Here is a 15,101-nt window from a genome sequence, read left to right on the forward strand (position 1 = left end):
CTATGAGACTCGTTGTAACCTTTTCCGCCGTCGCCCCGAACAAGGGGTCAGGAGCGTGAATGCGGGCAAGCGAAGACCAGCTCAGGGCGATGATGATCGGCGGCCTCGAAGGCGACGCCGTGGCCCATGCCGCGCTGTTGTACGCTCTCGTGCCCCTGCTTCAGGCCTTCTACCGCCGCCGCATGCGCGATGGCGGCGATGATATCGAGGACCTCGTGCAGGAAACGCTGATTGCCGTTCATACCCGCCGCGCGACTTACGACCGCGACCGCATGTTCACCGCCTGGCTGTTCGCGATCGCGCGCTACAAGATGGTCGACCATTTCCGCAGCAACCGCCGCCTGTGCCCGATCGAGGGTCTTGAAGACATTCTCGTTGCGGAGGGCTTCGAGGCTTCCAGCAACGCCCGCATGGACATGGAGCGTCTCCTGGGGGACTTGCCCGAAAAGCAGGCTTGCGCCATCCGCGCCACGAAGATCGATGGCCTCAGCGTCAGCGAGGCGGCGAGCCGGGGTGGGCTCAGCGAGGCCGATGTGAAAGTCTCGGTCCATCGCGGGCTCAAGGCTCTGGCATCGCGGATCATGGGGGAGCGGCGATGAACACCGACGACCTCATCCGTTCGCTCGCGCAGGACGTGCCGACGGTGCCGCGCGGCGCGGTAGGTCGCAGGATCGGCCTCGGTATCCTGGCTGGGGCGCTGGTGACGATCGTGCTGATCGTCGCGGGGCTGGGCTTGCGTCCTGATCTGGGCCTTGCGATGCGAGGCTATTCGTTCTGGATGAAGTGGATCTACACAGCCTCGCTGGGTGTAGGTGCGCTGGCGATGGTGGCGCGCCTGGCGCGACCCGACACGGTGCGGCTGCGCTGGCTATGGGTGATCGCGGTGCCAGTCCTTCTGCTGGCTGCAATCAGCATGACCGAGATGGCCCATGCCCCCCGGCGACTGGCTGGCAATGTGGCTGGGGCAAAGCTGGAAGGTCTGCCCCTGGATTGTGCTGCTGCTTTCGGCGCCGATCTTCATCGGCCTGCTGTGGTCGTTCCGGCGCCTGGCCCCGACCCGGCTGCGCGCTGCCGGAGCTACGGCGGGCCTGGCCTCGGGCGCTTGCGCGGCCACGCTGTATTGCCTGCACTGCCCCGAAGTCTCGGCAATCTTCGTGCTGACCTGGTACACGCTGGGTATCACCCTCGCCGCGGCCGTCGGCGCCCTGTTGGGGCCGCGCCTGCTGCGCTGGTGAAAAGAAACTTGGCGCAGGTGTAACCGATGCCCGCATGCCGCCGAACTGGTGAGGCCAACCCGGCACGACAATTCGGAGAGTTTCATGACCAGCATCAAGTCAGGCGTCAGCTTCGCCGCCGCCGCCGCCATCCTCGCCCTCAGCGCCGCCACCCCGGTCATCGCCAAGGAAGCCAAGGCCGAGACCGTCCACTGCTTCGGCGTCAACAGCTGCAAGGGCACGTCGGACTGCAAGACCTCGGCCAACGATTGCAAGGGCATGAACGTGTGCAAGGGCCACGGCTTCAAGGAAATGACCTCGCAGGCCTGCACCGCCGCCGGCGGCACGCTGACCGAAGCCAAGTAAGCCTGCCTGCCCGGCCGATCCCTACGGCCGGGCACTTTCCTTCCGAGGAGCCCATCATGTCCCTGACCGAACCGCCTTTTTCCGGCTATGGCCTCGGCCTGCGTAAGGAGCATTATCGCGACTTCCTGCAAACGCAGGTCCCCGTCGATTTCGTCGAGGTCATCTCGGAAAACTTCATGGTCGATGGCGGGCGCCCGCGCGATACCCTGCGGCGGGTGCGTGAGCGGTATCCCGTGGCCCTGCACGGCGTGTCCATGTCGGTCGGCTCGGTCGATGGCCTGGACCGAGCCTACTTGCTGCGCCTGCGGGAATTGGTCGACGAGGTTGAGCCGCTGTTCGTCTCCGACCACCTGAGCTGGTCGCGGTTCGCAGGGTTCAACTCCCACGATCTGCTGCCGCTGCCCTATACCGAAGAAGCGCTCGACGTGGTCTGCGCCAATGTTGCGATGGCGCAGGACGTGCTGCAACGTGCTATGCTGATCGAGAACCCGTCCAGCTACATCGCCTTCGATGCTTCGATGATGACCGAATGGGAATTCATCGATGCGCTGTGTAGCAGAACCGGTTGCCACCTCCTGCTCGACGTCAACAACATCTTCGTCAGCGCCTCCAACCATGGTTTCGACGCGCTCGCCTATGTCGCCGGGATCCCGGCAGACCGCGTGCGCCAGGTCCACCTGGCCGGACACAGCCGGGGCTCGCAGATGCTGATCGACACGCACGACCAGCCCGTGCCGCCGTCGGTATGGAGGCTGTACGAAGCGGTCATGGCCCGCCTCGGCCCGGTGGCAACGATGATCGAGCGGGACGACGCCATCCCTCCGCTGGGCGACCTGCTCGCCGAACTGGACATCGCGCGCGCCATCGGCGGCGAGATGAGTCGGAGGGCGGCATGAGCCTCGCCGCGATGCAGGCAAATTTCCGTAGCTGGCTTGTGGACGGCTCGGACGATGCGGCTGCCCGCTTCGAGCGGTCGGCACGGCCGGGCCTGCTGGTCTACCAGAACAACTACCGCGCCCAACTGGTAGCTTGCCTCGCCGAAGCGTTCGAGCGAGTGCATTCCTGGCTCGGCGACGAGGCGTTCCTGGCGGCTGCGATCAGCCATATCGACGCGAAACCGCCTTGGCACTGGACACTCGACGCCTATTCGACAGGGTTCGCCGAGACACTGGAGGGACTATATCCCGACGACCCCGAGATAGCGGAACTCGCCCGGATCGAATGGGCATTGGCGCAGGCCTTCACGGCGTGCGATATCGCTCCCTTGACGCCGGCAGCGATTGCCCAGGTCGATTGGGATTTGGCCGGAATCGAATTCGCGCCTTCCCTGGCGATGCTGGACGTCTGCACGAATGCTGCGGCGATCTGGGCTGCCCTGATTGCGGGGGATACGCCCCCGCCGGCGCAGCGACTGCCCGAACGGGCCGCGCTGATGGTCTGGCGGAAGGACTTCACGCCGCGCTTTCGGACCGTTGACATGGTGGAGCGCAGCGCCATCGCGCAGATGCTGGCGGGAAATTCTTTCGCGACACTGTGCGCCGCCCTGGTTGAGCGCTCCGGGGAAACCGCAGGCGTCGCTCGTGCGGGAGCCCTGCTGGGCCAGTGGGTTGCCGATGGGCTGATTGTCGGCACACATGCTCATTCGCCCGAGTGTCCCACCTAGCCGATGGTCATGCTTTCTTGCGGACCCGTCCGTTGAAATCGCGCTTGCCGATCTGCATACCCCTCATCCGCAGGATGTCGTACGCGGTCGTCGCGTGAAAATAGAAGTTGGGCTGCGAGAACGACAGCAGGAAATCCTCGGCTAGAAAGTCGATATGGCTTTCGCCGAAAGTGAAGCGGATGTCCCGCCCGATGAAGTTCTCGACCTCGTCGGGCTCGATGGCTTGCAGGTTGTCTATCGCCTCGCCCACCCGCTGGCGCAGCGCCTCGAACGTGGTCGGCAGCGGCGAGTTGTCGGGCGCAAAACCACCCCTGCGAACGCCCTCGATCGCGCCTATGGAATGGACCGCCGTGGACTTTACCTGATAGGCGAAAGGCTGCATGTCGTTGGCAAGCCGCGCATCGATGAGAGCTTCCGGAGACCACCCTTTTTCATCGCAATAGGCCTCTGCCTTGCCAACAAGCCGCTCGACCGAACCGAGAATTTGCAGATACGAGGAATCGTCGCGGCATAGAGGGTCAACGGCACGTCTATCTCCCATGATCTTCAGCCATGGATAGCAAGCTCGAGCTGTATGGACCAGTGCTGCCGCACCGCTTCCGCTTGTTCGGGAATGTCGCTGCACCCGAAAGTCCCTTTACCGGCACGGGAAAGGCTTGGATAACTCGCTTCCTCCACCGAACGTGTTTCCCACATCGACTACCCAAGGCTCAGCCACGAGATCGACGTGGCCGCGCCCTCGATCCTACACCACGCAATGGGACACGATCGACTGCGGCGATAGCACCCGCGCCAACGCCTTAAACATATCGTGGCGAATGATTGGGCACGGGCGAGCTGGACGCGGTGCCATTATTTGGTGGTTATCCCGGAGCCCGAAGTCTTCTCCTGCTCGTCGATCCGGCGGACTACCATACGGTTGCGCAAAGGGCTCAAATGCATGGCCAAACCTCCAGATTCAAAACATGATAGGGCAAGCCTGTCGTGCTGTCCGCACTCGCCAAAATTGCGGCGAGTGGGGTGGACATGCCGGTCGAAGAGACCCATGAGACCGTGAGAAGTCAGCCGTCGTATCGAGCGACCTGCATGCCAAACCGAAGGTTTAGAGCCATAATGTCGTTAAAGCGCCTCCTGCCGCGCCGCGTTCGGATAGCGCTGCGAAGGCACGGACCAGAAGCACTGGTGTGGCGGCGGCGGGTGGCCATTTTGGGAGGTGCCGTTCTCGTCGGCATTGTCGCATTGCTGTTCGCAGATGTCGCGGACAGGGCAAACGGCCTATTTCATGCGTTCTCCGCACGGTGGTGGTGGGCTCCTCTATTCGCCACCCCTTTAGGTTTTGCGGGGATAGCGTGGTTTACGAACCGCTATGCACCTCTCGCAAAGGGTTCGGGCATTCCGCAGGTCATGGCCGCGACAAAAAACCCCGAAGACGCGCTTTCGACCTTGGTGGCGGGCCGCACAGCGATTGCCAAGTTCATTCTTACTGCGGGCGGTCTGCTAGTCGGTGCCTCGGTTGGGCGTGAAGGCCCGACGGTCCAAATTGCTGCCGCCATAATGGGGCGAATGCATCGCCTGCTGCGCATACCTATACGATCATCAGTCTACATTGCGGGGGCGCGGCGGGTGTCGCGGCGGCATTCAACACGCCGCTGGCCGGGGTTGCTTTCGCTATCGAGGAACTGGCGGCCGCGTACGAGCAGCGGATGACTTTACTGGTCATGGCGGCGGTCCTGATCGCCGGCATGATCAGCTTGGGCATCGCTGGCGATTACATTTATTTTGGGGCGATGCGGCAGACGCTTGGCGTCACACAAGCGATCGTCGCCGCACCGGTCGCCGGTATTGCTGGAGGTCTCGCAGGAGGGCTATTTTCTCGGTTGATGCTTGCAGCCGGAACTTCCCCGATCCGCCCAATGCTGTGGTTGCGCGCGCACCCGATAGCTTTTGCGGCTGCGTGCGGCTGTGTGGTTGCCATTCTTGGAGCCTCCACGGCCCTGACGTGGGGCACTGGGTACGAGACCGCCAATGGCATCATCACCGGCAACCGCGTCCCCTTGTGGTTCGCGCCCGCAAAGTTCGCTACGACATTGGCTACGGCCGTCTCCGGATTACCGGGCGGGATTTTCGCGCCATCGCTCTCGATTGGCGCGGGTATCGGTGATCTGCTTCGCGGCATATTCCCCGACTACCCGGCAGGAGCAGTCGTGCTGCTTGGGATGGTCGCCTATTTTACGGGCGTTGTACGCGCACCGCTAACTGCAGTCATCATTATCTCGGAAACGACTGCAAGCCGCGGCTTGATGATGCCTCTGCTCGCAGCAGCGCTCATTGGTGAGTTTGCTGCGCAACTGATCTGCAAGGAAAAGCTTTATCATGGCCTGTCGCAGCGGTTCCTGAAGTTAACACCCTCAGCCGCGTAGATCCATGAGCATCAACGCCGGCACGTCAGCCTGACTTGAGCAGGGCGGCTGCGCAAGACGGCCTGACCAAATCGGCGCGCCGGAAACGGCTGGAACTCATTCCACCTGCGCGAGATAGTGCCCGTAGCCTTGCGCTTCCATGTCTTCGCGGTGGACAAACCGTAGTGAGGCCGAGTTGATGCAGTAACGCAGTCCGCCGCGATCGCGCGGACCGTCGTCGAAGACGTGGCCGAGGTGGCTGTCGCCATGGGCTGACCGCACTTCGACCCGCATCATGCCGTGGGAAGTGTCGGTCAGCTGCGCGACGTTGGCAGGCTCGATCGGCTTGGTGAAGCTGGGCCACCCGCAACCGGACTCGTATTTGTCCGCGCTGGCGAAAAGGGGTTCACCCGAAACTATGTCCACATAGATGCCGGGCTCCTTGTGCTGATCGTAGGTGCCGGTACCCGGCCGTTCGGTGCTGCTGGGTCACACGAAACTGCTCGGGCGTGAGCCCGGCGATGGCTTCATCGGTCTTGCGGTAGTCCGCCATGATCATCTCCGTTTGCCGGATATATGGTGCTTTGATGCAGCCGGAATCAAGGGATGTCGCTGGCAGTGACCGCGCGCAGGCTGAAACTTTGCCCGGCACGAGGCGCAGGAACGAGCGTGATCCCGCTGTTCTGGAGAACCCCGGCGATCGCGAGGGCGCGGCGCTGGGCAAGCGTGGGCAGCTCGGGCGCGGCTTGCGCCAGGCCGGGCACGGCCAGTGTCTGGACGTTCCAGCGTTCAGCCGCCCAAGCCGTTGTCAGCACGGCCTCGCGGGCGATGGGATCGAGTTCGCTTTCGTTGGACGCAAAGCGAACGAGAGGCATCGTCATCTGCGGCGGGGTCAACACCACATCCCATCCATCGGCCTGGGCGGCTGTCCGCCGCTCGAGGGTCCGGTAGGTGACCAAGGTAGCACCCGGCAACGGAACCGCCGTTGCCATGGCGCGATGATGCTCGCGGTCGATCGTCACACTATCGGGGGCGATGCCGGCGGTGAGCGCAAGAACTTGCGACAGCGAGGCGATACGCGTGGTTTCGAGGCTGGCCGCATCACTCGCCTGGCGCATTTCCTCGCGCTGCGCCTCGATCGCGCCCGCGCCGGGCTCCAGCACGACTTGGTCGAGCCGCAGGCGCAAAGGCTGGCCCAGGCGTTTCGCCAGCGCGGTCTGCAGGGCGCCGGTGCTCTGCATGCGGTCGCGCGGGGTGATGACGACGGAACGCACGACGATCGGGGCGGCGTCAAAATCAATATCCAGTTGGGTCACCCGCGCATCGGATCCAAAGCTCGTCCCCAGGTAGGAGCGCGCGCTGTTCACGGTTACCGCCTCCGACGCGATGCGCTTGAGCGAGATACCCAGCGGGATCGCCATGCCCACGAACACGAACAGCAGCACAAAGGTCTGCGTCCAGCTCTGCTGGCTACTGAGGTGGTGGCCGAAGCCGTAGAAGCGAGCCATCACCGTGGCCGAAAGCGCTATGGTGACGAAGTTGGTCACGAACAGCGCGAAGGCGCCGCCGAGCACCGGCATGTTCCAGGTGGCAAGGCCATACCCCACGACCGCGAGTGGCGGCATCAGCGCGGTGGCGATGGCCACGCCGACGATAGTGTCGCCCCGGCCACGGATGATCGCGAAGGTGCCCGCCAGCGCCGCGAATAGTGCGACGGCAAGGTCGAACAGGTTGGGCCGGGTGCGCGCGATGATCTCGCTGGTCGGCGCCTGCAGGGGTGAGAAAGCAACGAGCATGGCGGTAAACAGGACGGCGGCGATAGCGCCTACCGCAAGCGCCGTCAGAGAGCGCCGCATCTCTGCAAAATCGAACAGGGCAAGGCTGAAACCAAGGCCCAGGATCGGGCTCATGAGCGGCGAGATCAGCATTGCGCCGATAACGACGGCCGGCGACGACAGCAGCAGGCCGAGCACCGCGATCCCGGCCGACATCATCACCATGAATGCATAGCGCGGCGACCATCCGCTATCCTCGACGATGCGGCCCATCACGGCCTGGTGATCGACCTGGCCCACGATCGAGCGGCGCCACCAACGGTAGAGCGCGATATGCTCTAGCCGTTCATGCATCGCGTTAGGTAGCTCCGATACGGCCTGCGTTGCTGAAGTCACGAGCGCCTCTTTCCTTGCAATTGACCCGGGCCCCGAGAGTTCATGAAGAGGCGGCTTAGATTGGGCAATCGGAACTGATGTTCAGACCGCGCATCACGGCGCCGTCCGATTGCACGGTCCCAAAGCATTTCGCACCATTTGGTAATCCGAAAGCGCCTGCTGCTGGTCAGCGTAGCTCGACGAAACGTTGGCGCTAGCGGGCGTGCTCCTTGGAAGGAAGCAGGCGAGGCTGTACCACTCCAGCGTTTCGAGGGCGGGCGGCGTCCCGGCTCGGGCGGCAATGTTCGAGAACGATACCCCCCATGTCGGCGCCTGCCCCGGCTGATGACGGACCGCAATGGAAGCCGATTTCCCGCCCTTGGTGTCGAGGAATATCTGCGTGCGTCCTTGCCCGGCAAGATTGCCCGGAACGTAGAGAAGCTCGCGTACCCTCGTCACCGGGGCGGGCGGATTGGAGGATACGAGCCCTCGCAAGATCGACCGGACACGGGCCTCGTCGGCCGGCGACCATGATATCTGTGCGTTCGGGGCCACTAGCTTGAGGTCCTTTGGCTTCCCGGTAACGGGCCACGCGAACAAAAGTACCTCGCGCCCGGCGAAGCTCTGGGCGCCGCCTGGCCCATTGACCGGGAGGTCGACAAGATAGCGAAGGGAGGGGCCGATCCCGGTTTTGCCATAGAGCAGTGCGAGGGTTCTGGCTTCCACGTAAAAACGGCCCAGGCCCGGCGTCGGATTGCGGACCTGCACTGCATCCAGCGGCGACACCGAGGAGACGTGAGCTTTCACCACCAGGCCGGCACGCTTCGCGAGTTCGACCAGTTCTGGATACGAAGGGACGCGCTGCGCGCTGGCGGTGATCGGCAGCGCGGCAAGCGACAGGCCAAGGAGGCAGGAAAGGGACTTTTGCGATCGGGAAAGCATTGGTGGGCGGCTCCGGAACCGGGAGGTTGGAGGAAAATTCGAGGGTTCCATCACACGGATCACCCCGTCCGCATCATCTGCGGCGCGGACCCGAGGGTCGTCAGGTCGAGCCCGGTCGGGCGCTGGAACAGCCGTAGGTCGAACTGCGGCAGGACCGCGATCAGGTGATCGAAGATGTCGGCCTGAATCCCTTCGTACTGCGACCATACGGTCGTTGAGGCGAAGGCATAGATCTGCAGCGGCAACCCATGCTCGCCAGGTTCAAGCTGGCGGACCAGCAGCGTCTTGTCGGCGGCGATGTCGGGGCGCATTTCGAGATAAGCCAGGACGTAGGCCCGAAACGTTCCGATGTTGGTGAGCCGGCGCGAGTTGAGGACCTCGCCCATGGCGTGCCGCTGGTTCCATCGGCTGACTTCGTCCTGCCTCTCTGCGAGATAATCGCGCAGCAGTCCGAACCGCGACAGTCGTGCGATGTCCGCTTCGCTCAGGAACCCCACGCTGTTCTGGTCAACGATCAGCGAGCGCATGATCCGTCGGCCGCCAGATTCCGCCATGCCGCGCCAGTTGCGGAAGCTCTCGGTGATGAGCCGGTGCGTCGGGATGTTGGTAATGGTCTTGTCGAAATTCTGCACTTTCACGGTGTGAAGCGCGATGTCGACCACGTCGCCATTGGCATCGAGCTTGGGCATCTCGATCCAGTCTCCAACGCGCACCATGTCGTTGGAGGTGATCTGCACCGAGGCGACCAGAGACAGGATGGTGTCCTTGAAAACGAGGAGGAGCACCGCCGCCATCGCGCCCAGGCCGGAAAGGAGAAGCAATGGGGACTGATCCATCAGCGCTGCAATCACAAGTATAGCTGCCGCCGCGTAGACGACCAGCTTCACGACCTGGACATAGCCTTTGATTGGCCGGTTGCGGGCCTCGGGACGCCGTTGATACAGGTCGTTGGCCACGGTCAGCGTTGCTGTGATCGCCAGCGCCAGCGTGGTGATGATGACGGCTGCGCACAGGGTTTGGACGAAGCTCACCAGGGCGGGCGGCAGGGCGGGGACGGTACTTATACCCGCTTGCACGATAAGCGTCGGCAGGATGTTCGCGAGACGCGCGACGATCGCGCCTATGTGCGGGGCTTCGATATCTAACGGGGAACGCTCGAGCAGCCTGACGATGGCCTTAAGCACGATACGCTTGGCGATCCAGTTCGCGAGCCAGGCGCTCGTTACGAGTAGCAAAAGTGCAAGGCTCGCCTGAACCCAGACATTCTCAAGCCAGGGGAGGTTCAGGCTTGCAGGATCGATATGCGCGGTGGACACGATTGTTCTTTCGGGGGAAAATCAGAAATTGGAAATCCGGGCAGCCTGGGAGATAGCCACCTCGCTCAGGCGCGGCTCAAGGGCCGGCCCGCGCTTTCCTCGGTGAAATGCAGCGCCGCCAGCCCCGCGAGGCACGCGGCCATCATGACGTAGGCGGGCACCAGCGGATCGCCGGTCACGTCGATCAGCCACGAGTTGAACATCGGGGCGGTGCCGCCAAACAGCGAGGTCGACAGATTGTAGGCGATCGCAAAGCCGGCAAAGCGCACCGGAGTCGGAAAGAACGCCGGGAATGTGGCCGAAATCGTCGCCAGCTGAGGCACGTAGAGCAGGCCGAGCAGCGCGAAGCCGAGCACCGCACCCGTCGGGCCGGTGCCGACCAGAAGATAGAGCGGAATTACCGCCAGCAGCAGCCCGATCAGTGAGAAGCGCCACAGGGGCTTGCGGCCGATCCGGTCCGAAAGGTGCCCGGCGCAGGGCAGCAGCACCATCATGAACAGCATGCCGGCAATCGGAACCACCAGCGCGGTGTCGGTGGACAGTCCGAGGCGGCGCTCCAGATAGGTCGGCATGTAGCTGAGCAGGGTGTAGTTGACGACGTTGAGCGCCACGACCAGCCCACCCATCGCCAGCAGCGGTGTGCGGTAGTGCGTTAGCAGCAGGCGGAGCGGCGTGGGAGAGGAGGCTTCGGCCGCGTTATGCTCGGCTTCGAGGAACAGCGGCGTCTCGGCCATGCGCGAGCGCAGGTAAACGCCCACTAGTCCGAGTGGCCCCGCTAACAAGAACGGCAGGCGCCAGCCCCAGTCGCGCATCGCACCGTCGCCCAGCACCAGCGAGAAGCCGAGCATCAGCAGGGCGCCTGCACAAAAGCCGGCGAGCGTCCCCACCTCCAGGAAGCTGCCGTAGAACCCGCGCCTAGCGTCGGGCGCATATTCAGCCATGAATATCGCCGCGCCGCCATATTCGCCGCCCGTCGAAAACCCCTGCACCATACGCAGGATCACCAGCAGCGCCGGTGCCCACAGGCCGATTGAGGCATAGGAGGGGATCAGCCCGACGCCGACCGTCGCTGCGGCCATCATGACGATGGTGATACCCAGCACCGCCTTGCGTCCGTACAGATCGCCCAGCGGCCCCCAGAAGAAACCGCCTAGCGGCCGTACTAGAAACGAGATCGCGAACGTCGCCAGCGCGAACAGCGTGGCGTTTGCCGCCTCGCCAGGAAACAGCGCTGTAGAGATATAGGTCACGCCATAAGCGTAGATGCCGTAATCGAACCATTCGGTGGCGTTGCCAATCGCCGAGGCGGCGATGGCGCGATGGAGCACGGCGGACGGGGTATCCGGCGCATGTCCGGCGGGCCTGTCGCCGCCGGCGGCTTCGATGAAGGTCATGGCGTGCTCCGGTATTGTTCGGATGGGTCCTCGGTCGCGACAGGATCGAGCGAGGCGGACATGGGCGTGGTGCGCGGCAGCGCGATGTAATTTTCCTGAAGGTGCCCGGGCACGGGCTGCGAGCGGCTCTGGCGCCACAGGCCGAAGCCGAGCGCGCTTCCGGCGCACGCCGCGATGAAAAGGAACAGGCCAGGAGTTCCGGCGAGCGTCATCGCGAGCGCGCCAGCGGATGGACCGAGCGCTGCGCCCAGTGAATAGAGCAGGACCAGCCCGCCGCTGGCGGCCACGCGCTCGTGCGGGTCAAGGTGGTCATTGGTGTGCGCGACGCACAGCGGGTAAAGCGCGAAGCTAAGCCCGCCGAACAGCGCGCCCAGCCCCAGCAGCAGCGCCCCCGGCTTGCCGACCAGCGCCGTCGCTAGGGCAGCGGCGAGCGCACCGGCGAAGCTCAGGACTATCACCTTGCGCCGGTCCATGCGGTCCGACAGGCGGCCGAGCGGCCATTGCAGCGCCACCCCGCCCAGGATCACCATGCTCATGAACAGCGCGGTCGCCGACAGGTTCATTCCAAGGCGGCGCGCATAAACCGCACCCATGCCGTAGAACGCGCCGAGCATCACCCCGGTCAGGCAGGCGCCGACTATACCCAGCGGCGACACCGTATAGAGCCTGCGGAACGACAGCGGTTCGGCGTCGTCGAGCGCAGGCGCGGCGATGCGGGTGAGGACCACCGGAATCGCCGCCAGCGAGACGAGGATCGAGGCGACGAGGAACGGCATCGAGGGCTTGGCCCCCTCGCCTAGGTTCAACAGGAACTGGCCCACCGCCTGCCCGCCGTAGAGCGCGATCATGTAGCCGGCCAGCACGCTCCCGCGCAACGCGGGCTGCGCGCGTTCGTTCAACCAGCTTTCGAGGCAGACGTAGACCCCGGCCAGGCACAGCCCGTCGGCAAAGCGCAGCGCGCCCCACAACAGGACGTCGCGGTGGATCGCGTAGACCAGCGTGCTGGCGCTCAGGAAAGCGACGAAGGCGGCGAAGGCGCGGATATGGCCGACGCGCCGCACCAGTGCTGGTACCCGCAACGAACCAACCACCAGCCCGGCGAAGTACGCGGTGCCGATCAGTCCGATCGCCATGGCGCTGCTTCCCGCCCGTTCCAGGCGCACGCCGACCAGCGTGTTCATGAAGCCGCCGCCCGCCATCAGGATGAAGATGGCAAGCAGCAGGCTGCGGACGGGAAGGATGGCCTGGATCACGGCGGCGGCTTGGGCATCGTGCGCGTCAGGCCGCGGCGCGGTCGGGGCGCGCGGCACCTTCGACGAGCGCGGCGTGCAGCGCCCGGATCGCGGCGTCGAAATCTTGCGGAGCCACGATGAACTGAACGTCAACGTTCCGGATCTGATGCTGCATGGCGATCATCTCGATCCCAGCCTTGCCCAGCGCTATCAGCGCACGGGGGACCAGTCCGGGCTCGGACAGGTCGCTGCCGATGACCGACACCATCGCCACCGGATGCGTCGTCACCGCAGCGCCCGGATAGGCGGCTTCCAGGTCGGCGACGATGCGCTTGGTCGCACTGGCATCCGTGCCGCTCAGGTAGTGAGTGATGGTGTTCGCGTTGGAGCTTTTGCTGACGATCCAGGCGCCGTGCCGTGTCAGCACGTCGAGGATCGCGGCGTCGTAACCCTTCTCGCCCACCATGTCCTGTTCGAAGAACTGCAGCGCCTGCACCGAGCCGAGCCCCGTCACGATTTCCACGCGTGGCCGGTCTGACAGGTAGTCGCCCCGGATCAGGGTGCCGTCGTCGTGACGGTCGAAGGTGTTGCGCACCCGCAGTGGAATGCCCGACTGGCGCAGTCCGCGCCCGGCGCGGGGATGAATTGCCTCCATGCCCAGGTTCGCCAGCTGATCGGCCACATCGTAATTGGTGCGGCCGATCTTGCGCGCGTTCTCCTGCCCCACCAGTCGCGGGTCGGCGCTGGAGAGATGGAACTCCTTGTGGATGATCGCCTCGCGAGCCTGGGTCAGCACGGCGATGCGCGAGAAGGTCATCTCCGAATAGCCGCGCGCATACCGGCGCACCATGCCGCCCTCGCAACCGGCATAACCGGTGACGATGGGCATCTGCGTGGCGAGGTCGATCGGCGCGAAGGCCGCCTCGATGCGATCGTCGAGGCTGACCAGATCCTCGTGGTTCCACATAGTCAGGTCCAGGAAGACCGCGTTCACGCCCCGGTCCCGCAGCATCAGCGCGGTCGAATGTGCCGAATGCGCCTCGCCCAGCCCCGCGAGCATTTCGCGCACAGTGATCATCTGCTCCTTGAGGCAGAAGCGGCCGTATCCGCGCACCCGGTCGAGATCGTCGAGGCATGCCTCCAGGGCGGCGATGCGCCCCGCTACGAAGCGGTCGGCTTCGTCCCGGCTTTCGGCGCGCGCGAACATCTCCGCGTTGCGTGCCTGCATCGCGGCGAGCACTTTCGCGAGCGCGTCGCGCCAGGCGCCGGGGGCGGCGTTGCGGGCGAAGTGCGCGTAGACACCGGGCTCACCGCTTTTCTTGTGCTCCAGCAGCAGGTCGGTCATCCCGGCATAGGCAGAGACGACGAAGATGCGGTTGTACAGCGCAGCACCCTTCCGTCCGGCGATCAGGACATTGTCGAAGACGGTCGAGGTGGCGGCCATCGAAGTGCCGCCGATCTTTTCCACGGAGTGGGTTCGGGTCATGCAGGCACTCCTTGCACGGTCTCGGCCAGGCTGCCGCTGAACGGGGTGATCGGGTGGACGGTGCGGGCTGCGACGAATTCCGGCCGGGGCTTGGCGGCCGCGAAAGGATCGACCAGACGGTTGCTCACCGCGTTGTAGACGAGGAACGCATTGGCGCGCGGGAACGGTGTGATGTTGCCGTTGGACCCGTGCATCGTGTTGCAGTCGAACACGATTACAGTGCCAGGCTTGCCAATGGGCGCGACGATGCCCTGCCGGTGGGCCAGTTCGGCCAGCGTCTGTTCGTCTGGCACGCCGTATTCCTGCTTGCGCAGTGAATGGCGGTAATGGTCATCGGGCGTCTCGCCCACACAACTCACGTAGACCAGATGCGATCCCGGGATCACCATTAAGGGTCCGTTATTAGGCGTGTTCTCGGCCAGCAGTACCGACATCGACAGCGCGCGCATACTTGGCATGCCGTCCTCGGCGTGCCAGGTCTCGAAATCGGAGTGCCAGTAGAATTCCTTGCCCCGGAAGCCGGGTTTGTAGTTCAGCCGCGACTGGTGGATGTAGACCTCGTCGTCGAGCAGGAATCCGGCGACGCCCGCCAACCGCTCGTCGGAAGCCAGCCGTGCCATCAGTGCGCTCTGGTCGTGAATGTCGAAGATCGAGCGGATTTCGCGGCTGCCCGGCTCGGCAATCACGGTCTCGTCCTTGAGACCGTCTGGGGCACCGAGGAGGCGGCCGGTTTCAGACTGGAGGGCCGCCAGTTCCTGTTCGGAAAAGACGTCCTCCAGCACAAGATAGCCGTCGCGGTCGAACTGGGCGATCTGCTCCTCGGTCAGCGGCGCGCCGGGCTCCCAGGCGCGGCGGGCGACCGGATCAGTGCGGGCCAAGAACTGCGGCTCGGCCGCGCGGCGGGTCGGATAATGGTCCTGCATGGTTGGCCCCCTTTCC

At 64.5% G+C, this 15,101-nt stretch carries 12 protein-coding genes and 3 pseudogenes; 6 read left to right on the top strand and 9 right to left on the bottom strand.

All coding sequences use genetic code 11. The features are described 5' to 3' along the window. Positions 1–59: 59 nt before the first annotated feature. The 5 genes and pseudogenes from KZO24_RS27165 to KZO24_RS27185 all read left to right on the top strand — a co-directional run bounded on the left by KZO24_RS27165 (position 60) and on the right by KZO24_RS27185 (position 3,243). On the top strand, positions 60–599 hold the full coding sequence (locus tag KZO24_RS27165) for a sigma-70 family RNA polymerase sigma factor (protein WP_486488190.1): 540 nt from the start codon (positions 60–62) through the stop codon (positions 597–599). Continuing rightward, positions 596–1,235, top strand: a pseudogene (locus KZO24_RS27170) (DUF1109 domain-containing protein). The gene KZO24_RS27165 and the pseudogene KZO24_RS27170 overlap by 4 nt, the downstream one beginning before the upstream one ends. Positions 1,236–1,319: 84 nt before the next feature. Next, entirely contained in the window at positions 1,320–1,580 is a 261-nt protein-coding gene (gene bufA2 / locus KZO24_RS27175) for a BufA2 family periplasmic bufferin-type metallophore (RefSeq protein ID WP_486488191.1), read from the top strand. A gap of 56 nt (positions 1,581–1,636) precedes the next feature. Then, positions 1,637–2,476: an MNIO family bufferin maturase gene (gene bufB, locus KZO24_RS27180; RefSeq protein ID WP_486488192.1), complete on the top strand. Its 840-nt coding sequence runs from the start codon at positions 1,637–1,639 to the stop codon at positions 2,474–2,476. After that, complete coding sequence (locus KZO24_RS27185) at positions 2,473–3,243, top strand: HvfC/BufC family peptide modification chaperone (protein ID WP_486488193.1); 771 nt, start codon at positions 2,473–2,475, stop codon at positions 3,241–3,243. The genes bufB and KZO24_RS27185 overlap by 4 nt, the downstream gene beginning before the upstream one ends. 7 nt (positions 3,244–3,250) lie before the next feature. On the opposite strand, the gene KZO24_RS27190 is transcribed toward KZO24_RS27185, so the two are convergent. Beyond that, positions 3,251–3,868, bottom strand: coding sequence for a DUF1993 domain-containing protein (locus KZO24_RS27190; RefSeq protein ID WP_486488194.1), 618 nt, complete (start codon positions 3,866–3,868; stop codon positions 3,251–3,253). A gap of 488 nt (positions 3,869–4,356) precedes the next feature. Here KZO24_RS27190 and KZO24_RS27195 point away from each other — a divergent pair. Next, a pseudogene (locus KZO24_RS27195) lies at positions 4,357–5,663 on the top strand (chloride channel protein). Between the two features lie 96 nt (positions 5,664–5,759). On the opposite strand, the pseudogene msrB reads toward KZO24_RS27195, so the two are convergent. The 8 genes and pseudogenes from msrB to thpD all read right to left on the bottom strand — a co-directional run bounded on the left by msrB (position 5,760) and on the right by thpD (position 15,085). Next, positions 5,760–6,195: pseudogene (msrB, locus tag KZO24_RS27200) on the bottom strand (peptide-methionine (R)-S-oxide reductase MsrB). A gap of 46 nt (positions 6,196–6,241) precedes the next feature. After that, positions 6,242–7,771: a DUF389 domain-containing protein gene (locus tag KZO24_RS27205; RefSeq protein ID WP_486488195.1), complete on the bottom strand. Its 1,530-nt coding sequence runs from the start codon at positions 7,769–7,771 to the stop codon at positions 6,242–6,244. Positions 7,772–7,906: 135 nt separating this feature from the next. Then, positions 7,907–8,734: a hypothetical protein gene (locus KZO24_RS27210; RefSeq protein WP_486488196.1), complete on the bottom strand. Its 828-nt coding sequence runs from the start codon at positions 8,732–8,734 to the stop codon at positions 7,907–7,909. A gap of 59 nt (positions 8,735–8,793) precedes the next feature. Next, positions 8,794–10,053, bottom strand: coding sequence for a mechanosensitive ion channel family protein (locus KZO24_RS27215; RefSeq protein WP_486488418.1), 1,260 nt, complete (start codon positions 10,051–10,053; stop codon positions 8,794–8,796). Positions 10,054–10,115: 62 nt separating this feature from the next. Next, positions 10,116–11,444: an MFS transporter gene (locus tag KZO24_RS27220; RefSeq protein WP_486488197.1), complete on the bottom strand. Its 1,329-nt coding sequence runs from the start codon at positions 11,442–11,444 to the stop codon at positions 10,116–10,118. Continuing rightward, entirely contained in the window at positions 11,441–12,697 is a 1,257-nt protein-coding gene (locus KZO24_RS27225; RefSeq protein ID WP_486488198.1) for an MFS transporter, read from the bottom strand. The genes KZO24_RS27220 and KZO24_RS27225 overlap by 4 nt, the downstream gene beginning before the upstream one ends. Positions 12,698–12,722: 25 nt before the next feature. Beyond that, the gene (locus KZO24_RS27230) at positions 12,723–14,162 is read right to left on the bottom strand and encodes an aspartate kinase (protein ID WP_486488199.1); all 1,440 of its coding nucleotides are present in this window, start codon (positions 14,160–14,162) and stop codon (positions 12,723–12,725) included. Beyond that, positions 14,159–15,085, bottom strand: coding sequence for an ectoine hydroxylase (gene thpD, locus KZO24_RS27235; RefSeq protein WP_486488200.1), 927 nt, complete (start codon positions 15,083–15,085; stop codon positions 14,159–14,161). The genes KZO24_RS27230 and thpD overlap by 4 nt, the downstream gene beginning before the upstream one ends. Between the last annotated feature and the right edge of the window lie 16 nt (positions 15,086–15,101).

Source organism: Novosphingobium sp. NFX11 (assembly GCF_057376415.1).